The organism is Halomonas sp. 7T (assembly GCF_025643255.1).
Classification (GTDB): Bacteria; Pseudomonadota; Gammaproteobacteria; order Pseudomonadales; family Halomonadaceae; genus Vreelandella.
In genome coordinates, this window is record NZ_CP087112.1 from 599,725 (window position 1) to 615,919 (window position 16,195).

Sequence of the window (16,195 nt, forward strand, 5' to 3'; positions counted from 1 at the left end):
GCTGTGGCAACTTGCTTGATACTTAAATGCAGATGCAAAGGAGTGAGTAATGACGAAGGTACTGGTGCTTTATTATTCCATGTATGGCCATATCGATACCTTAGCAGCCGCTGTGGCGGAAGGAGCAAAGGGTGTTGATGGCGTAGAGGTCACGGTGAAACGCGTGCCCGAAACCATGCCAGATGAGGCGTTCAAAAACGCGGGCGGCAAGCAAGATTTCACCACGCCAGAAGCCACCCCCCAGGAGTTGGCCGATTACGATGCCGTTATATTTGGCACGCCGACGCGCTTTGGCAACATGGCTGGCCAGATGCGTACCTTCCTCGACCAAACCGGTGGCCTATGGGCGAACGGCGCGCTGCGTGGCAAGGTAGCCAGCGTGTTCACATCAACCGGCACCGGCGGTGGCGATGAGATGACCATTACCTCTACCTGGACCACGCTGGCCCACCACGGCATGGTGATTGTGCCGATTGGCTACGGTATTGAGGAGCAGTTTGATATTTCGAAAGTGAGCGGTGGCACGCCTTACGGCGCCGCCACGCTGGCTGGTGGCGATGGCTCTCGCCAGCCGGATGAGCGCGAGCTAAAAATCGCCCGTTTCCAGGGCAAACACGTCGCTGAGATTGCCGCTAAATTGGCAAGCTAATCGACGCTTAAAACGCGTAACGCCTCGCTGCTGATGCAGCGAGGCGTTTTTCGTTATAGGCCGCTTTGATCAGGGGGTGTCAGCCGAGAATCCGCGCGGCAATGGCGCTGCCTAGGCTTTCGGTGGTGCCCTGGCCGCCCACGTCGCGGGTCAGTACTTGGCTGTCGCCTTCGCTCAGCACGGCTTCAATAGCATCGACCATCGCATCGCCCGCTTCTTTATACCCCAGGTGTTCTAGCATCATCGCACCCGACCAAATCTGGCCGATGGGGTTGGCAATGCCTTTACCCGCGATATCCGGCGCACTGCCGTGAACCGGCTCGAACAGGCTGGGGAATTTGCCTTCTGGGTTGATGTTAGCCGAAGGCGCAATGCCAATGGTGCCGGTGCAAGCCGGGCCTAAGTCGGAAAGAATATCGCCAAACAGGTTGCTGCCTACGACCACGTCAAACCAATCCGGATGCAGGACAAAGTTAGCGGTCAAAATATCGATGTGGAACTTATCCACAGCTATCTCTGGGTACTGCTTGGCCATCTCGGCTACGCGCTCGTCCCAGTAGGGCATGGTGATGGAGATGCCGTTGGACTTCGTGGCCGAGGTGAGCTTTTTGCGCGGGCGGGTTTGCGCTAAGTCGAAGGCATACTTCAGTACGCGATCAACGCCGGTACGGCTCATGACCGTTTCCTGAATAACGATTTCACGCTCGGTGCCTTCATACATCTTGCCGCCGACGCTGGAGTACTCGCCCTCGGTATTTTCACGCACCACGTAAAAATCGATATCGCCGGGCTTGCGGCCCGCCAGCGGGCTTTTAATGCCGGGCATTAATCGGCAGGGGCGCAGGTTGATGTATTGATCAAACTGGCGACGGAACTGCAGCAGCGAGCCCCACAGCGAAATGTGGTCGGGCACTTTGTCCGGCCAGCCTACCGCTCCATAAAACAGCGCATCAAAGCCTTTTAGCTGCTCGAACCAGTCGTCGGGCAGCATTTTGCCGTGTTCCAGGTAGTAGTCGCAGCTACCAAACTCGAACGTGGTGAACTCCAGGTCGATATTGAAACGCTTGGCGGTGGCTTCCAGGGCGCGAATACCTTCCGGCATCACTTCGGTACCGATACCGTCACCAGCGATGACTGCAATACGATGGGCCATGGGGGCTCCTTGTTGTATGAGGTATGACACATGCGATGGGCGTGTTCCTGTTCTAGGAGTGTAGCGCCTGTTGGCGGCGAGATAATCAGGCTACTATGCAAGCTATTGTTGCCTAAAAGTGAAGAATCCTATGATGCTGGATGATCTCGCCTTTTTTCAGCAGCTTGCTAGGGCAGGGAGCTTAACCGCCACGGCTCGTGAGCTTGGGCTGTCGCTCTCGGCCGTCAGCAAGCGCTTAAAGCAGCTTGAAGCCCGGCTGGGCGTCACGCTGGCGGCACGCACCACCCGCCGCCTGACGCTGACCGCTGAAGGAGAGCGCTATCTCACCCAGGGCGGGTTGATTTTAGAAGAGCTGCAAACGCTGGAAAGCGCGCTCAGCGATACCGCCAGCCACGGGCTAAACGGACGGCTGCGGACGAACGCTACCTTTGGCTTTGGCCGGCGGCATATTGCGCCGCTGCTGTCGCGCTTTTGTGCCCAGCACCCGGCCATAGAGAGCTGGCTGGAGCTAACCAATTTCCCGCTGAATTTAAGCGACCACGGTTTTGATGTGGGTATTCGCATTGGCGAACCCCCCGATTCTCGCCTGGTGGCACGGCGTATTCTGCCCAACCGGCGGGTACTGTGTGCCGCGCCGCGTTATATCGCCACGATGCCTGCATTGAACGGGCCAAATGATCTTGCCCAGCACAGCTGCCTGGTGATTCGTGAAAACGACAGCGATTTCCCGCTGTGGCGTTTTGAGCACCGCCACCTGCCGCAGCGCCAAGCGGTGAAAGTGAGCGGGCAACTGGCCAGTAACGATGGCGAGGTGATTACTCGGCTTGCGCTGGATGGCCACGGGGTGATGCTGCGCTCCTGGTGGGATGTGAACGAGCACTTGGCCAGCGGGGCGTTGCAGCCTTTATTACCCGATTGGCAGGGGGTGCGGGCCGACTTTTATGCGGTGTTTGCACACCGCCGCCATATTCCGGCGCGCATCAGCGCGTTGATTGATTTTTTACAGCGGGAAATGGCGGGCCGGGTGCCCGCCTTGCCAGATGGCTAACGTGGGGTGTTAACGGCCTGGGCAGGTTTGATCCTGCACGACCTCAATCAGCTCATCGGTGGGGAAGTCTAGCTCGGCGGCGCGCTGGCGCAGGCGCTGCTCAACGTCGCCCTCTAGCGTGGGTGTGCGGGCTAACAACCACAGGTAGTCGCGGTTGGGGCCTGCCACCAGTGCCCACTGATAGTCGTCATCGAGTTCAAGAACGTTGTAACCGCCGTAGAACGGGCCAAAAAAGCTGACCTTCAACCGCCCAACGTTCTCGTCATCGATGAAGTAGGCGCGCCCTTCAGCTGCATCCCAGGCTTGCTCTTCCAGATTGTAGCCTCGGTTAATCACCTTGACGCCGCCATCGTCACGCAGGCTGTAGGTGGCGGTCACGCAGTCCAGCCCCTCTTCAAAAGAGTGATCCAGGCGGGCGATTTCGTACCATTCGCCCAAATAGCGCTCTAGCTCAAAACCAGTGACGGGTTCGGTGCCCTCGGGAATGCCGGTGCAGCCCATCAGCAGCGTGCCGGTGGTGGCTACCGCTGCTAGGGTGGCCATGCTCCTTGGCCGCCATGCGGATTTCATCATCTCGCTCCTTGGTGAGTGCTTGAATAAACAGCGTTAAATCTATCAGTGCAAGACTTCAAGCGCCACGGCTCCCCTCTAGGGGCTGCCAGGCAGGCCGAGGAAATAGGCTATGGTATGTCTGTCACCGTCTTCGTTTACCACGCTGATAACAAAGGAGAGAATATGTGGCATCAACAAGAGATTCACCTGCCGGAAATGCCTAGGGGCTTTCACCTGATTACCGATGAGATTGCTAGAGCGCTGCCCTGTTTGGCGGAGTGCCGTCAGGGTTTGCTGCATGTGCAGCTCATGCACACATCAGCATCGTTAACGCTGAATGAGAACACCGACCCGGATGTTCGTCACGATTTGGACGCCTTTATACGCCGACTGGTGCCCGAAGGGCTGAACTACTTTCAACACACGTTAGAAGGCCCCGATGATATGCCCGCACACGTAGCGGCTAGCCTGCTGGGTACGCAAATAACGTTAGCGATACGCGATGGGCGTTTAGCGTTGGGCACATGGCAGGGGGTGTGGTTAGGCGAGCACCGTGAGCAGGGTGGGTCGCGGCGTTTATTGGTGACATTGACTGGTTGCTAAGGTTAATAAGGGAATTCTTGCTGTTTTTAGATTATTTTTCCAATTTTCTTGCCATTTTCATGCAGCCGTGAAGAATGATGCGCCTTAACTTTTAATACAAGGCATTTACAGTATGGATTTTACTCTTCCTCCCCTGTTGACTGCGATGGTTGATCGCGGCAATGGACTGCTGTGGGGCAGCGTGCTGATTTATCTTTTAATCGGTGCGGGTCTCTATTTCACTGTGATGACGCGTGGCATTCAGGTGCGCTATTTCGGCCATATGTTCAAACTGCTGCGCTCTTCTCGCCAATCTAATGGTGGCATTTCTTCGTTCCAAGCACTCTCCACCAGCCTGGCGGCGCGGGTAGGCACCGGTAATTTGGCTGGGGTCGCGGTGGCGATCTACTTTGGTGGCCCCGGCGCGATTTTCTGGATGTGGATGACCGCCATGGTGGGCATGGCAACCAGCTTTGTGGAGTCAACCCTTGCCCAGGCGTATAAAACCGACCACGGCGATAACACTTTCCGAGGTGGCCCGGCTCGGTATATTGAACGTGGCCTGGGCCTTCGCTGGCTGGCGGTGCTGTTCTCGATCTGTCTAATTATTGCCTTTGGGCTAGCCTTTAACAGCGTGCAGGCCAATTCCATTGCCCAGGCGATGGAACAGGCGTTCGCGGTGCCTACCTGGGTGATGGGGCTGGTGTTAATGGTTGTGGTAGCGCCGATTATCTTTGGCGGCTTGAAGTCAATTGCCAAAGTTGCTGAGTTGGTGGTGCCGCTGATGGCGCTGTTGTACTTGGTGCTTGCGCTGATCGTTGTAGCGTTGAACATTAGCGATTTACCCGCTGCCTTCATGACCATTATACAAAGCGCATTCGGCTTAGAGCAGGCGGCTGGCGGTGCGATGGGCTACGCAATTTCTCAAGCGATTATGAACGGCATTCAGCGGGGGCTGTTTTCTAATGAGGCGGGTATGGGCTCTGCGCCCAACGCAGCGGCAACAGCGACCACCCGCCCCGATCATCCTGCCGCTCAGGGTTTTATCCAAATGCTGGGTGTCTTCTTGGATACGCTGGTGATTTGTACCGCAACGGCGGCCATTATCATTATGGCGGGCCCTGAACTGTTAACCAGTGAAGAGAGTAACGGTATTCAGTTAACTCAGATGGCGCTTTCCAGCCACGTGGGCGACTGGGGCGGCATGTTTATTGCTGTGGCTATTTTGTTGTTTGCATTTACCTCCGTCATTGCGAATTACTCTTATGGCGAATCAAATATCGAGTACCTAGCCGGTCGCCGGGCACCAATTGCAGTGTTGATCTATCGCTTAGCCGTGCTGGGTATGATCATGGTGGGCTCTGTCGCGAGCCTTGGCGCTATCTGGAACTTTGCCGATCTTTCCATGGGGATGATGGCCATCATCAACCTGGTGGCCATTTTGCTGCTGTCGCCGATTGCGTTTGCGCTGTTTAAGGATTACGACACTCAGCTGAAAGCGGGCAAAGAGCCGGTCTTCGACCCCAGCCAGTTCCCAAAACTGGCTAATAAGGTAGACCCTAATGCATGGCCTGCTAAGAAGTAACCATGCGTTAGCCTGTTAGGCGTTACCAGCCCCACGTGATGCGCGGTGAAAGCAGCGTCACGTGGGGCTTTTTCGTGGGTAGATAATTCGATTTTGTCGAATGAAACTCGGAAAACGTTGCGCTTTTGCTTAATCAAAAGCGCCGTAGAATAGCGAGCAGCTTCTTCATTGAATGATAAGGAATTTTTATGACTACCCGTGCCCTGCTCGTGACCTCTTCCATCCTAGGTGATAACGGCCAATCCAATGCTTTGGCCGCACGTTTTCAACAGCAAGCTGCTGCACGCGATGGCGTCGCCGTGACCCACCGCGATGTAGTGGCCAACACACTGCCGCACCTTGCCATTGAAGAGCTGGGTGCTTGGCAAACGCCTGTCGAGGAGCGTACCGCTGAGCAGCAGGCGCTGGCCGCCCACTCAGATGAGCTGCTGGCCGAACTGCGTACGAACGATGTGCTGGTGCTGGCGGTGCCGATGTACAATCTGGGTATTCCGTCGCAGCTAAAGGCGTGGTTCGATCGCGTGCTGCGTGCCGGTGAGACCTTCCGCTACACTGAAAATGGCCCACAGGGTTTGATTGAAGGCAAGCGGGCGATTATTCTCGCTGCTCGTGGCGGCCGGTACGCGGGCACCGAGCTTGATAGCCAAACGCCACATCTAAAAACCATGCTGGGCCTGATGGGTATTAGCGATGTAGAGGTGGTATTTGCCGAAGGCTTGAACATGGGAGATGCTCACCGTGATGCCGCGCTGAAAGAAGCCTTCCAAGCCATTGACCAGCTTGTCGCTGCGCTCTAAACCAACATTACCAACCCAACGAGGTCATCATGCCACGCCCGGAATTGCTTGAGCAGATTTACACTATTGTGGATCAGATTCCGGCAGGGCGGGTCACCACCTATGGGCGCGTTGCAGCAATGACAGAGGGCGCGACTCCGCGCATGGTGGGTTCGGCCATGCGTCACTTGCCTGATGGGCATCAGTTGCCCTGGCACCGGGTAATCGCCGCTTCGCGGAAGCTAGCTGATCATGGTGGCGCTGAGCGCCAGTATCAAAAGCTGCGTAATGAAGGCGTGGTGTTTGATAGCAAAGGGCGGGTGCCTACTCATCTTGTCTGGCCTGATTGAACTAAGTGACGCGCTTTAAAAATAACGCCGCTCGAATTGAGCGGCGTTATTGGCTTACTCCTCCAGATTAGCCCCAGATTTCCATGACCAATCGCGCCAGCGAAGGTCAAATAGATCCTTGCGGCGGTCTTTCAGGTTGGTCACCGAGCCTTCGGCACGCACCACCGTCAGGCGCGTTAAATCAAGATCCGAGAAGAAGATCATTTCGGTGTTAGGCGTCGTTTCTGCCAGTACTGCATCATGGGGGAAGGCAAAGTCAGACGGCGTAAACACAGCTGATTGCGCGTACTGGATATCCAAGTTTTCAATAGAGGGTAAGTTACCCACACTGCCGCATATCACCACGTAGCACTCGTTTTCGATGGCACGTGCCTGTGCGCAGTGGCGTACACGCAGGTAGCCGTTTTTGGTGTCGACCCAAAATGGCACGAACAGAATATCCATATCCTGGTCAGCCAGTAGGCGGCCAAGTTCCGGGAATTCCACGTCGTAACAGATTAAAATGCCCACGCGCCCTGCGTCTGTGTCGAATACTTGCAGTTCGTCGCCACCCTCAATCACCCAATCGCGGCGCTCTTGTGGGGTGATATGCAGTTTAAATTGCTTCTCTACTTCGCCGTCTCGGTGGAAGAGATAAGCGACATTATAGAGTCGATCATCTTCACCCACCTCAATCATAGAGCCGCCAACAATGTTGATGTTGTATGAGACTGCCATTCTCGACAGTTCGCTCTTGAATCGGTCGGTAAAGCTTGCAAGGAAGCGTATAGCGGCCGTCTGGTCTTTTTGGGCGGCGCGATCTTGCAAGCCCATCAGTGGCGTTGTGAAGAGCTCGGGAAAAACGGCAAAGTCGCTTTGGTAATCTGATAACGCATCTACAAAGTATTCAATCTGCTGTAGTGCTGCTTCAGCAGAATCGAACTCACGCATCTGCCACTGCACGGCACCGACGCGAACTTGCGTGGGGCGGGTATCGAGCACGCTTTCAGCGGGTTCAAACAGGATGTTATTCCACTCAAGTAGAGTGGCGTAGCCACGCGACTGTTCATCTTCTGGCAGGTACTTACGCAGTAGTCGCTTTACCTGGAAATCATTTGCCAGTTGAAACGATAAAATGGGGTCGTAAATTTCTTTACGAGAGACTTTTTCAATATATTGGGCTGGCGTAAGTTCTACTGCGTGTTGATGATATTCAGGTATACGCCCGCCAGCTAAAATAGCGCGCAAGTTGTGTGACCGGCACAGTTCTTTGCGTGCTTCATATAAACGCCGCCCCAGACGATAGCCACGGTAGTCGGGGTGGATCAGCACATCCAGCCCGTACATGGCATCGCCATCCTCATTGTTGAGGATCGTTTCACGATGGCCGATGAGGTCGTCATATTTATGCGGATTAGAAAACTCGTCGTAATCGACCTGGACGGTTAGCGCTACCCCTACCAATATTCCATCATCCTCAATGGCAATTTGGCCATCGGGAAATTCCTTGATGAGCTTGTCAATGGTGTGCTTTGGCCACGCACCGCCGATGTCGTGATACACCGCGTCCATCAGCGTTTTGAGCTGTTCGTAGTCATCGCTGTTGAGATTGCGAAGATTAAGATGCAGGTCTTCTAGGGACATGTATAAGGTTCCCGGCCGTCGAATGAAGTTAGCCTATTGTATCATTGCTGAGCGCTGCTCGTTTTATCGGCTGCCACCGAACGGACCAGCGGCCGCGTAAGTGTCTGCGCCATTATCACGCCAGCGAGAATTAACAGCCCCCCTATAAAGTGGAAGCCAGCCACGCGTTCGCCTAAAAAAGCCATCGCGATCAGCGCACTAAAGAGCGGCATTAGATTGATAAAAATGCTCGACTGGTTGGCGCCGATTTGGCGAACTGCGCGCATCCACAAAAAGGTGGTGATAATGGAGGCAGGAATACCCGCATAGAGAATCAACCAAATATTGTGGTTATCGACCGGCGTCATTGGCCCCATTAAGTAGGGGGGCAACAAGAACAGCACCGCAAAGCATACCTGGGCATAGAGCATTACCCAGGGGGGTAAGTTCATTGCCCAGCGTTTAAGCATTACGCCATAAAGCGCGTAGCAGGTCGCTGCAACAACCATTAGCGCGTCACCATAAGCGACCTGGAGTTGCAGCAGAGAAAGGGGGTTACCCCGGCCAAGCAGTACGGTAACGCCCACAAAAGCGAGCACGCCGCCAACGACACCGCCCAACGTAGGCGGCTCACGTAGAATGAGGGCGCTTAATAGCACGGTTAAGAGGGGCACCATGGCGGCGAGTATGCCCATATTAGTTGCGGTGGTCGTTTCTGCCGCTACATAGGCAAGACCTTGCCATAACCCCATGCCTAATAGCCCCAACAACGCGAGTTTGGGCCAGTTGCGATATATCTCTTCGCGGTAGCGCAGCACCGCCGGTAATACAAACGGGGTCATGACTACCAAGGCTAGTAGCCAGCGTAAAAAAGCGATGCTGCTAGGCGCAATCGCACCGACGGTTAATTGGTTAATGGTCATATTGCCTGACCAGATCAATACCGTGGCCAGGGGCGGTAAAAAATAAATCAATGGCATAGCACGTTCCCTTATCGTTAGCCGGTTAATGTGACTTGCTTTGTTGTGAGGAGCAAGTGCTTTGCCATAATGGATGATGGTTTCGCAAGACGCCTAAAAGGTGACAGATTAAGGAGGGTAAAGGACTGTACCTCAGGGAGCGTATGTCATACGCTTGTTTGAATATTCTTAACAATATAATGGAGTGCCGTGATGAACCATACGCCCGCTTACCCTCATCTTTTTCGCCCACTGACTCTCGGCCATTTAACGCTTCCCAATCGTGTGCTAATGGGGTCTATGCATACCAATTTGGAAGAAGCGCCCAATGGCTTTGAACGCTTGGCCGCCTTTTATGCTGAGCGTGCACGTGCGGGCGTTAGCTTGATCGTTACGGGGGGGATTGCGCCGAATGCCGAAGGTGCGGTGTTTCAAGGCGCTAATGCGCTAACCGAAGAGTCCCAGCTGCCTGAGCATCGGCAGGTGGTAGACGCGGTGCATGAGGCGGGCGGTCATCTCTGTATGCAGATTCTTCACGCTGGCCGTTACGCTTACTCCCCGGAGCTAGTCGCGCCGTCCGCGATACAGGCGCCCATCAACCCGTTTACTCCGCGGGCGCTTTCAAGTGACGAAGTGGAGCAGCAAATCGCTGACTACGTGCGCTGCGCACAGCTTGCCCGGCAGGCGGGTTATGACGGTGTTGAGGTGATGGGGTCCGAAGGCTATCTGATCAATCAGTTCATCTGTCAGCGTACTAATCAGCGGGATGACGAGTGGGGCGGGAGTTTCGAACAGCGTATCCGCTTTCCTGTGGAAATTGTTAAGCGTATTCGTGCCGCCGTTGGGGAACGCTTTTTGCTGATTTTTCGCCTCTCGATGATTGATCTGGTCGAAGAGGGCAGCACCTGGGAAGAGGTGGTGCAGCTAGGGCAAGCGATAGAAGCTGCCGACGCGGACGTGATAAACACTGGCATTGGCTGGCATGAAGCGCGTGTCCCCACTATTGTTACCAGCGTTCCGCGCGCCGCTTTTACCGAAGTCACTAAGCGCATTAAAGCAGCGCTTTCCATTCCGTTAATTACTACCAACCGAATCAATATGCCAGAGGTTGCCGAGCGCGTGCTGGCTGAAGGGCACGCCGATATGGTGTCCATGGCGCGTCCTTTTCTGGCCGACCCCGCGTGGGTACGCAAAGCCGAAGCCGGCTTGGCGGAAGAAATTAATACCTGCATCGCCTGTAATCAGGCGTGCTTGGATCATACCTTTATGGGCAAGCTGACCTCTTGTCTGGTGAACCCCCGTGCTTGCCACGAAACGGAGTTGAGCCTTGACCCCGCGCAAACACCTAAGCGAGTAGCGGTGGTAGGCGGTGGGCCGGCAGGCCTTGCAACCGCTGTCGCAGCGGCGAGCAGGGGGCATCATGTGGTGCTGTTTGAGCGTCGCAGCGAGCTAGGTGGGCAGTTTAACTATGCGCGCAAAATTCCCGGCAAAGAGGAGTTCAATGAAACCCTGCGCTACTTCCGCGTGATGTTGGAAAAGCATGCGGTCGAGGTACGCTTAAACACGGCAGCCACCCCCGATAACCTAGCGGAGTTTGACGAGGTGGTGATTGCCACCGGCGTGATGCCCAGAGAGCTGGCGCTTCCAGGGGCTGATCACCCCAGCGTGCTTAGCTACGCAGAAGCGATAGAGCAACCTGAACGGGTAGGCAAGCGTGTCGCGGTCATTGGCGCAGGTGGCATTGGATTTGATGTGTCGGAGTTATTAGCCCACCAAGGGCATCCTTCACTGGACATCGCTGACTGGTGCGATGAGTGGGGCGTCGACCTTGCCATGGGTGATCGCGGGGGGCTGAAGGCGCCCATGCCGCCAGCCTCGCCGCGGGAAATCGTCATGCTGCAGCGCAAACGTTCGAAGCCGGGTAAAAATCTGGGTAAAACCACGGGCTGGGTGCACCGCGCATCATTAAAACAGCGGGGTGTTAAAACGTTGACCGGCTGCGAATATCTTAAAATCGATGATGCAGGCTTACATATTCGTCGTGATGACGAAGAGCAGGTGCTGGCGGTCGATACCATCGTCGTGTGTGCAGGCCAGGAGTCGGTGCGTGATTTAATCGCGCCGCTTACCCAAGCAGGCGGTCGTGTCCACGTGATTGGCGGCGCAGATGAAGCCGCCGAACTGGACGCCAAGCGTGCGATTGACCAAGGTACACGTCTTGCCGCTACGCTCTAGCCTCGCACCTGGTACGGGTGACGTGACCGTTGAAATGGCGATAGACTGGTTAACCCATTTAGCTGTTAACCACGGTTAAATCTCAGGTGCGGGTGGCACCCAGCCCGCGCCGTACGACCGCGAGATAAAAAGGACTATCGCCATGCCCTCGGAGTGTACCCCACGATTTTTGGCCAGTGATAATACGTCCGGAATTTGTCCGGAGGCCATGCAGTATCTGTTAGAAGCTAATCAAGCCGATGACTTAGCCTACGGAAATGACCGCTGGACCGCCCGTGCCGCTGATCGTTTTCGTGAAATGTTCGACTACGATTGCGACGTGTTTTTTGTCTTTAACGGCACTGCCGCCAACTCATTGGCGCTCTCTGCGATGGGGCGTAGCTACCACAGCGTAATTTGCCATGAGCTGGCGCATATCGAAACGGACGAGTGCGGTGGGCCCGAGTTTTTTTCCAACGGGGCTAAGCTGCTCACCTCACCAGGGGCGAATGGTAAGTTAACGCCGCAAGGTATCGAGGCGCTCGTCACTAAGCGTAGCGATATTCACTACCCCAAGCCCAAAGTGGTTTCGCTCACTCAGGCAACTGAAGTGGGCACGGTGTATTCGCGGGAAGAGCTGCTCGCCATCCGCGCCATGGCGGATAAACACGATCTGCGCCTACACATGGACGGCGCGCGGTTCGCAAACGCCTGCGCCAGTCTCAACGCTAGTCCCGCTGAGCTCACCTGGCAGGTAGGTGTCGATGTGCTGTGCTTTTCAGGCACCAAAAATGGCCTTGCGTTTGGTGAGGCCATTTTATTCTTCAACCGTCATTTAGCGGAAGATTTTGCCTACCGCTGTAAGCAGGCAGGGCAGTTAGCGTCGAAAATGCGCTATGTTTCCGCGCCCTGGCTGGGGCTGTTGGAAAGCGGTGCCTGGTTAACCAATGCGCAACATGCAAATGCCATGGCACGCTATTTATCGGAAGGATTACAGGCGCTACCTGGGGTCTCACTGATGTTTCCGACTCAAGCGAACAGTGTCTTCGTTGAATTACCTCCCCATGCTATTGAAGCGTTGAAAGCCAAAGGGTGGACCTTCTACACCTTTATTGGCGCCGGTGGTGCGCGTTTTGTGTGTGCTTGGAACACCACTATCGAGTTGTTAGATCAGCTATTAGACGATGTGAAAGCGGTATTAGAGTAACGCCCACCGTGTTTTTATGCCGTCGCGCCGCCTTATGGCGGCGTTTTGCGTTCTATGCAGTGCAACTTTTTTATCTAGCGAAGATGGGCGGAAAGCTTTTCAACGCAACTAAACCTCTTTTGTCGTGCTCATAACTGTAACGCTGCTGCGTTGAAGGATTAGTAATTACTTTTTGCTAATGCTGACTACGCTGATAAAGCGACACCTCGTTTTGCACGCCGCGATAACGCTGTGTTTGCGCGGTAGATGCCTGGGGATGGGCTACAGGAGAGTTCAATGAGCATTTTTGATCACGTTCAAGACCGATTCGCCCGTGTGCAGCAGGAAGACATTAGCCTTGAGGAGTATTTGGCGCTTTGTCGCCGCGATCCTAAGGTATATGCCAGTGCTTCTGAGCGCATGCTGGAAGCCATAGGCGAACCTGAAGTGATCGACACGGCGAAAGATCCGCGTCTATCACGCATTTTTTCGAATAAGGTGATTCGCCGCTACCCTGCCTTTGCTGAATTTCATGGAATGGAAGAAGCGATTGAGCAAATTGTGGCCTATTTTCGCCATGCCGCCCAAGGGCTAGAAGAGCGCAAGCAGATCCTCTATCTATTAGGGCCGGTGGGTGGCGGTAAGTCATCATTGGCTGAGCGTTTGAAGCTGCTGATGGAGCGCATCCCCTTTTATGCCATCAAAGGGTCGCCAGTATATGAGTCGCCGCTAGGGCTTTTTTCTCCCGAGGAGGACGGCGAGCTGCTGGAAAAAGAGTACGGCATTCCCCAGCGCTACCTGCGAAGCGTGATGTCGCCTTGGGCGGCTAAACGCCTTAAGGAAGCCGGCGGTGATATTTCCCAATTTCGGGTAGTGCGGCTTTACCCCTCGCGCCTCAATCAAATTGCCATTTCCAAAACCGAGCCGGGTGATGAGAACAACCAGGATATTTCGTCGCTGGTCGGTAAAGTAGATATTCGCCAATTAGAGCTTTACTCCCAAGACGACCCCGATGCCTACAGCTTCTCAGGTGGTTTATGTCGCGCCAATCAGGGGCTGATGGAGTTTGTGGAGATGTTTAAAGCACCCATTAAGGTGCTGCATCCACTGTTAACCGCGACCCAAGAGGGGAACTACAACCCCACTGAAGGTATGGGGGCGATTCCCTTTGATGGGGTGATCTTAGCCCACTCGAATGAATCGGAATGGCAGGCGTTTCGTAATAACCGTAACAACGAGGCATTCCTGGACCGGGTTTATATCGTCAAGGTGCCCTACTGCTTGCGGGTTTCCGAAGAGATCAAAATTTATCAAAAGCTGTTGGAGGACTCTTCGCTCAACGCAGCGCCTTGCGCGCCTGATACGCTACGTATGTTGGCACAGTTCTCGGTGCTTTCACGGCTTAAGGTGCCAGAAAACTCCAGCATCTACTCGAAGATGCGCGTTTATGACGGCGAAAATCTGAAGGATACCGACCCTCGGGCTAAGTCAATCCAGGAGTATCGCGATGCGGCCGGTGTAGACGAGGGCATGCAGGGGCTATCGACCCGTTTTGCGTTCAAGATTCTCTCTAAAGTGTTTAACTTCGATAGTACCGAAGTCGCCGCTAACCCGGTGCATCTCCTCTATGTGTTGGAGCAGGCACTGGAGCGTGAGCAACTACCTTCAGAAGTGTTCGAACGCTATATCGGTTTTATTAAGGAATTTTTGGCGCCCCGCTACGTTGATTTCATTGGCAAGGAGATTCAAACCGCCTATCTGGAATCCTATAGCGAGTACGGCCAAAATATTTTCGACCGCTATGTGACCTACGCTGATTTTTGGATTCAGGATCAGGAGTATCGCGACCCCGAAACGGGCGAGCTGCTTAATCGTCAGTCGCTTAACGAAGAGCTTGAAAAAATCGAGAAGCCGGCGGGTATATCTAATCCGAAAGATTTCCGCCACGAAGTGGTTAATTTCGTGTTGCGTGCCCGGGCGCAAAATAACGGCATGAACCCCAGCTGGCAGTCTTATGAAAAACTAAAAGGTGTTATCGAACACAAGATGTTTGCCAACACTGAAGAGCTGTTACCGGTTATTTCGTTTAATGCTAAAGCGTCAAAGTCGGATCAGAAGAAACACGAGGACTTTGTGGCACGTATGGTAGATCGTGGCTATACCGAGAAACAGGTTCGGCTGCTTTCCGAGTGGTACCTACGCGTGCGCAAGTCCCAGTAGCGGATAATCGGGAGGTCGTATGACCTACTTTATTGATCGCAGACCTAACGCGAAGCATAAAAGCGCGGTCAATCGACAGCGCTTCTTAGAACGTTACCGTAAGCACATTAAGCGTTCGGTGGAGGAGGCGGTGAACCGCCGCTCCATTACCGATATGGAGCGGGGGGAGAAAATATCCATACCCACTAAAGATATTTCTGAGCCGGTTTTTCAGCACGGCCCTGGCGGTGCGCGCCATATCGTATCGCCGGGAAATAAGGAGTTCTTAGAGGGCGATAAAATCCGCCGCCCTAGCGGTCAGGGCGGTGGGGGTGGCGCAGGAGAGGGCGGTGCGTCTAATCAGGGCGAGGGCGATGATGAGTTCGCCTTTACGCTGAGCCGGGAGGAGTTTTTAGAATTTGTCTTCGACGGTTTGGAGTTGCCGCACTTGCAACGTAAGCCGTTGAAGTCACTCGAAGAGATAAAAATGGTGCGTGCAGGGCTGGCGCGTGATGGCGTACCGTCGAGAATTAGTATTACTCGATCAATGCGCGAAGCGTACGCACGTCGTATTGCTATGCGTGCGCCCATCAAGCGTGCGTTGAAAGAGGCGCAGGAGGCGCTTGCCGCAGAAGAGCGTAAGGATCCTGTATTGCGCAACCCGGCGCGGATCACGGAACTCAAAGCAGAAGTAGAGCGGTTGGAAAAGCGTATTGAAAAGGTGCCGTTTATCGATACCTATGATTTGCGCTACCACCAACTGGCCGCACAGCCCCAACCTTCAAGTCAGGCGGTGATGTTCTGTGTCATGGATGTCTCGGGCTCCATGACCCAGAACCATAAAGACATCGCTAAACGGTTTTTTTTGTTGCTCTATCTATTTTTAGAGAAACATTACGAAAAGGTTGAGCTGGTGTTTGTGCGTCACCATACCGCCGCCAGGGAAGTTAATGAGGAGGAGTTTTTCTACTCCCGAGAAACCGGTGGCACTATCGTCTCAAGCGCACTGAATCTGGTTAATAAAATCATCGAGCAACGCTATCCCGTTGGGCAGTGGAACCTCTATGTGGCCCAGGCTTCTGATGGAGACAACTGGGATGATGACTCAAATATTTGCCGGGACTTACTGGTCAAGCAGCTCATGCCACAGCTGCAGTACTTCGCCTATGTCGAAATCACCCCTCACGACCATCAGTCACTTTGGCACGAGTATGAAGCGGTGGCTGAGCAGTTTTCAGAAAGGTTCGCCATGCAACAGATTGTTGATGCGGGGGATATCTACCCGGTCTTCCGTGAGCTGTTTAAGCGCCGCTTAAGCCAGGAGCGGTAACGCGAGTTAA

14 protein-coding genes are annotated in these 16,195 nt (G+C 54.4%); 10 read left to right on the forward strand and 4 right to left on the reverse strand.

Going from position 1 to position 16,195, the window contains the following annotated elements; translation table 11 throughout:
* Positions 1 to 49 precede the first annotated feature (49 nt).
* Entirely contained in the window at positions 50 to 649 is a 600-nt protein-coding gene (gene wrbA, locus LOS15_RS02780; protein WP_263067961.1) for an NAD(P)H:quinone oxidoreductase, read from the forward strand.
* A gap of 79 nt (positions 650 to 728) precedes the next feature.
* Here the strand turns inward: wrbA and LOS15_RS02785 are convergent, their stop codons facing one another.
* The gene (locus LOS15_RS02785) at positions 729 to 1,802 is read right to left on the reverse strand and encodes a tartrate dehydrogenase (protein ID WP_263067963.1); all 1,074 of its coding nucleotides are present in this window, start codon (positions 1,800 to 1,802) and stop codon (positions 729 to 731) included.
* Between the two features lie 130 nt (positions 1,803 to 1,932).
* On the opposite strand from LOS15_RS02785, the gene LOS15_RS02790 reads away from it, so the two are divergent.
* Positions 1,933 to 2,850, forward strand: coding sequence for a LysR family transcriptional regulator (locus LOS15_RS02790; RefSeq protein ID WP_263067965.1), 918 nt, complete (start codon positions 1,933 to 1,935; stop codon positions 2,848 to 2,850).
* A 9-nt stretch (positions 2,851 to 2,859) separates the two neighbouring features.
* Here LOS15_RS02790 and LOS15_RS02795 read toward each other — a convergent pair whose 3' ends face one another.
* Positions 2,860 to 3,393 (reverse strand): lipocalin family protein, encoded by a 534-nt coding sequence (locus tag LOS15_RS02795; protein WP_317629642.1) that lies wholly within the window; start codon positions 3,391 to 3,393, stop codon positions 2,860 to 2,862.
* A gap of 192 nt (positions 3,394 to 3,585) precedes the next feature.
* Here LOS15_RS02795 and LOS15_RS02800 point away from each other — a divergent pair, with 192 nt between their 5' ends.
* The 4 genes from LOS15_RS02800 (at position 3,586) to LOS15_RS02815 (ending at position 6,695) form a co-directional block, all read left to right on the forward strand.
* Positions 3,586 to 4,005, forward strand: a complete 420-nt coding sequence (locus tag LOS15_RS02800) for a secondary thiamine-phosphate synthase enzyme YjbQ (RefSeq protein WP_263067967.1) — start codon at positions 3,586 to 3,588, stop codon at positions 4,003 to 4,005.
* Between the two features lie 112 nt (positions 4,006 to 4,117).
* Positions 4,118 to 5,569, forward strand: a complete 1,452-nt coding sequence (locus tag LOS15_RS02805) for an alanine/glycine:cation symporter family protein (RefSeq protein ID WP_263067968.1) — start codon at positions 4,118 to 4,120, stop codon at positions 5,567 to 5,569.
* Positions 5,570 to 5,757: 188 nt separating this feature from the next.
* A complete protein-coding gene (locus LOS15_RS02810; protein ID WP_263067969.1) occupies positions 5,758 to 6,366 on the forward strand; it encodes an FMN-dependent NADH-azoreductase in 609 nt (202 codons plus the stop codon).
* 29 nt (positions 6,367 to 6,395) lie between these two features.
* The gene (locus LOS15_RS02815) at positions 6,396 to 6,695 is read left to right on the forward strand and encodes an MGMT family protein (RefSeq protein ID WP_263067970.1); all 300 of its coding nucleotides are present in this window, start codon (positions 6,396 to 6,398) and stop codon (positions 6,693 to 6,695) included.
* Positions 6,696 to 6,749: 54 nt separating this feature from the next.
* Here the strand turns inward: LOS15_RS02815 and LOS15_RS02820 are convergent, their stop codons facing one another.
* A complete protein-coding gene (locus LOS15_RS02820) occupies positions 6,750 to 8,318 on the reverse strand; it encodes a carbon-nitrogen hydrolase family protein (protein WP_263067971.1) in 1,569 nt (522 codons plus the stop codon).
* A 41-nt stretch (positions 8,319 to 8,359) separates the two neighbouring features.
* The gene (locus tag LOS15_RS02825; protein WP_263067972.1) at positions 8,360 to 9,277 is read right to left on the reverse strand and encodes a DMT family transporter; all 918 of its coding nucleotides are present in this window, start codon (positions 9,275 to 9,277) and stop codon (positions 8,360 to 8,362) included.
* 192 nt (positions 9,278 to 9,469) lie between these two features.
* Here LOS15_RS02825 and LOS15_RS02830 point away from each other — a divergent pair, with 192 nt between their 5' ends.
* The 4 genes from LOS15_RS02830 (at position 9,470) to LOS15_RS02845 (ending at position 16,185) form a co-directional block, all read left to right on the forward strand.
* Entirely contained in the window at positions 9,470 to 11,491 is a 2,022-nt protein-coding gene (locus tag LOS15_RS02830; protein ID WP_263067974.1) for an NADPH-dependent 2,4-dienoyl-CoA reductase, read from the forward strand.
* Between the two features lie 142 nt (positions 11,492 to 11,633).
* A complete protein-coding gene (locus LOS15_RS02835) occupies positions 11,634 to 12,677 on the forward strand; it encodes a threonine aldolase family protein (protein ID WP_263067976.1) in 1,044 nt (347 codons plus the stop codon).
* 276 nt (positions 12,678 to 12,953) lie between these two features.
* On the forward strand, positions 12,954 to 14,876 hold the full coding sequence (locus tag LOS15_RS02840) for a PrkA family serine protein kinase (RefSeq protein WP_263067977.1): 1,923 nt from the start codon (positions 12,954 to 12,956) through the stop codon (positions 14,874 to 14,876).
* A 19-nt stretch (positions 14,877 to 14,895) separates the two neighbouring features.
* A complete protein-coding gene (locus LOS15_RS02845) occupies positions 14,896 to 16,185 on the forward strand; it encodes a YeaH/YhbH family protein (protein ID WP_263067979.1) in 1,290 nt (429 codons plus the stop codon).
* The last annotated feature ends 10 nt before the right edge of the window (positions 16,186 to 16,195 follow it).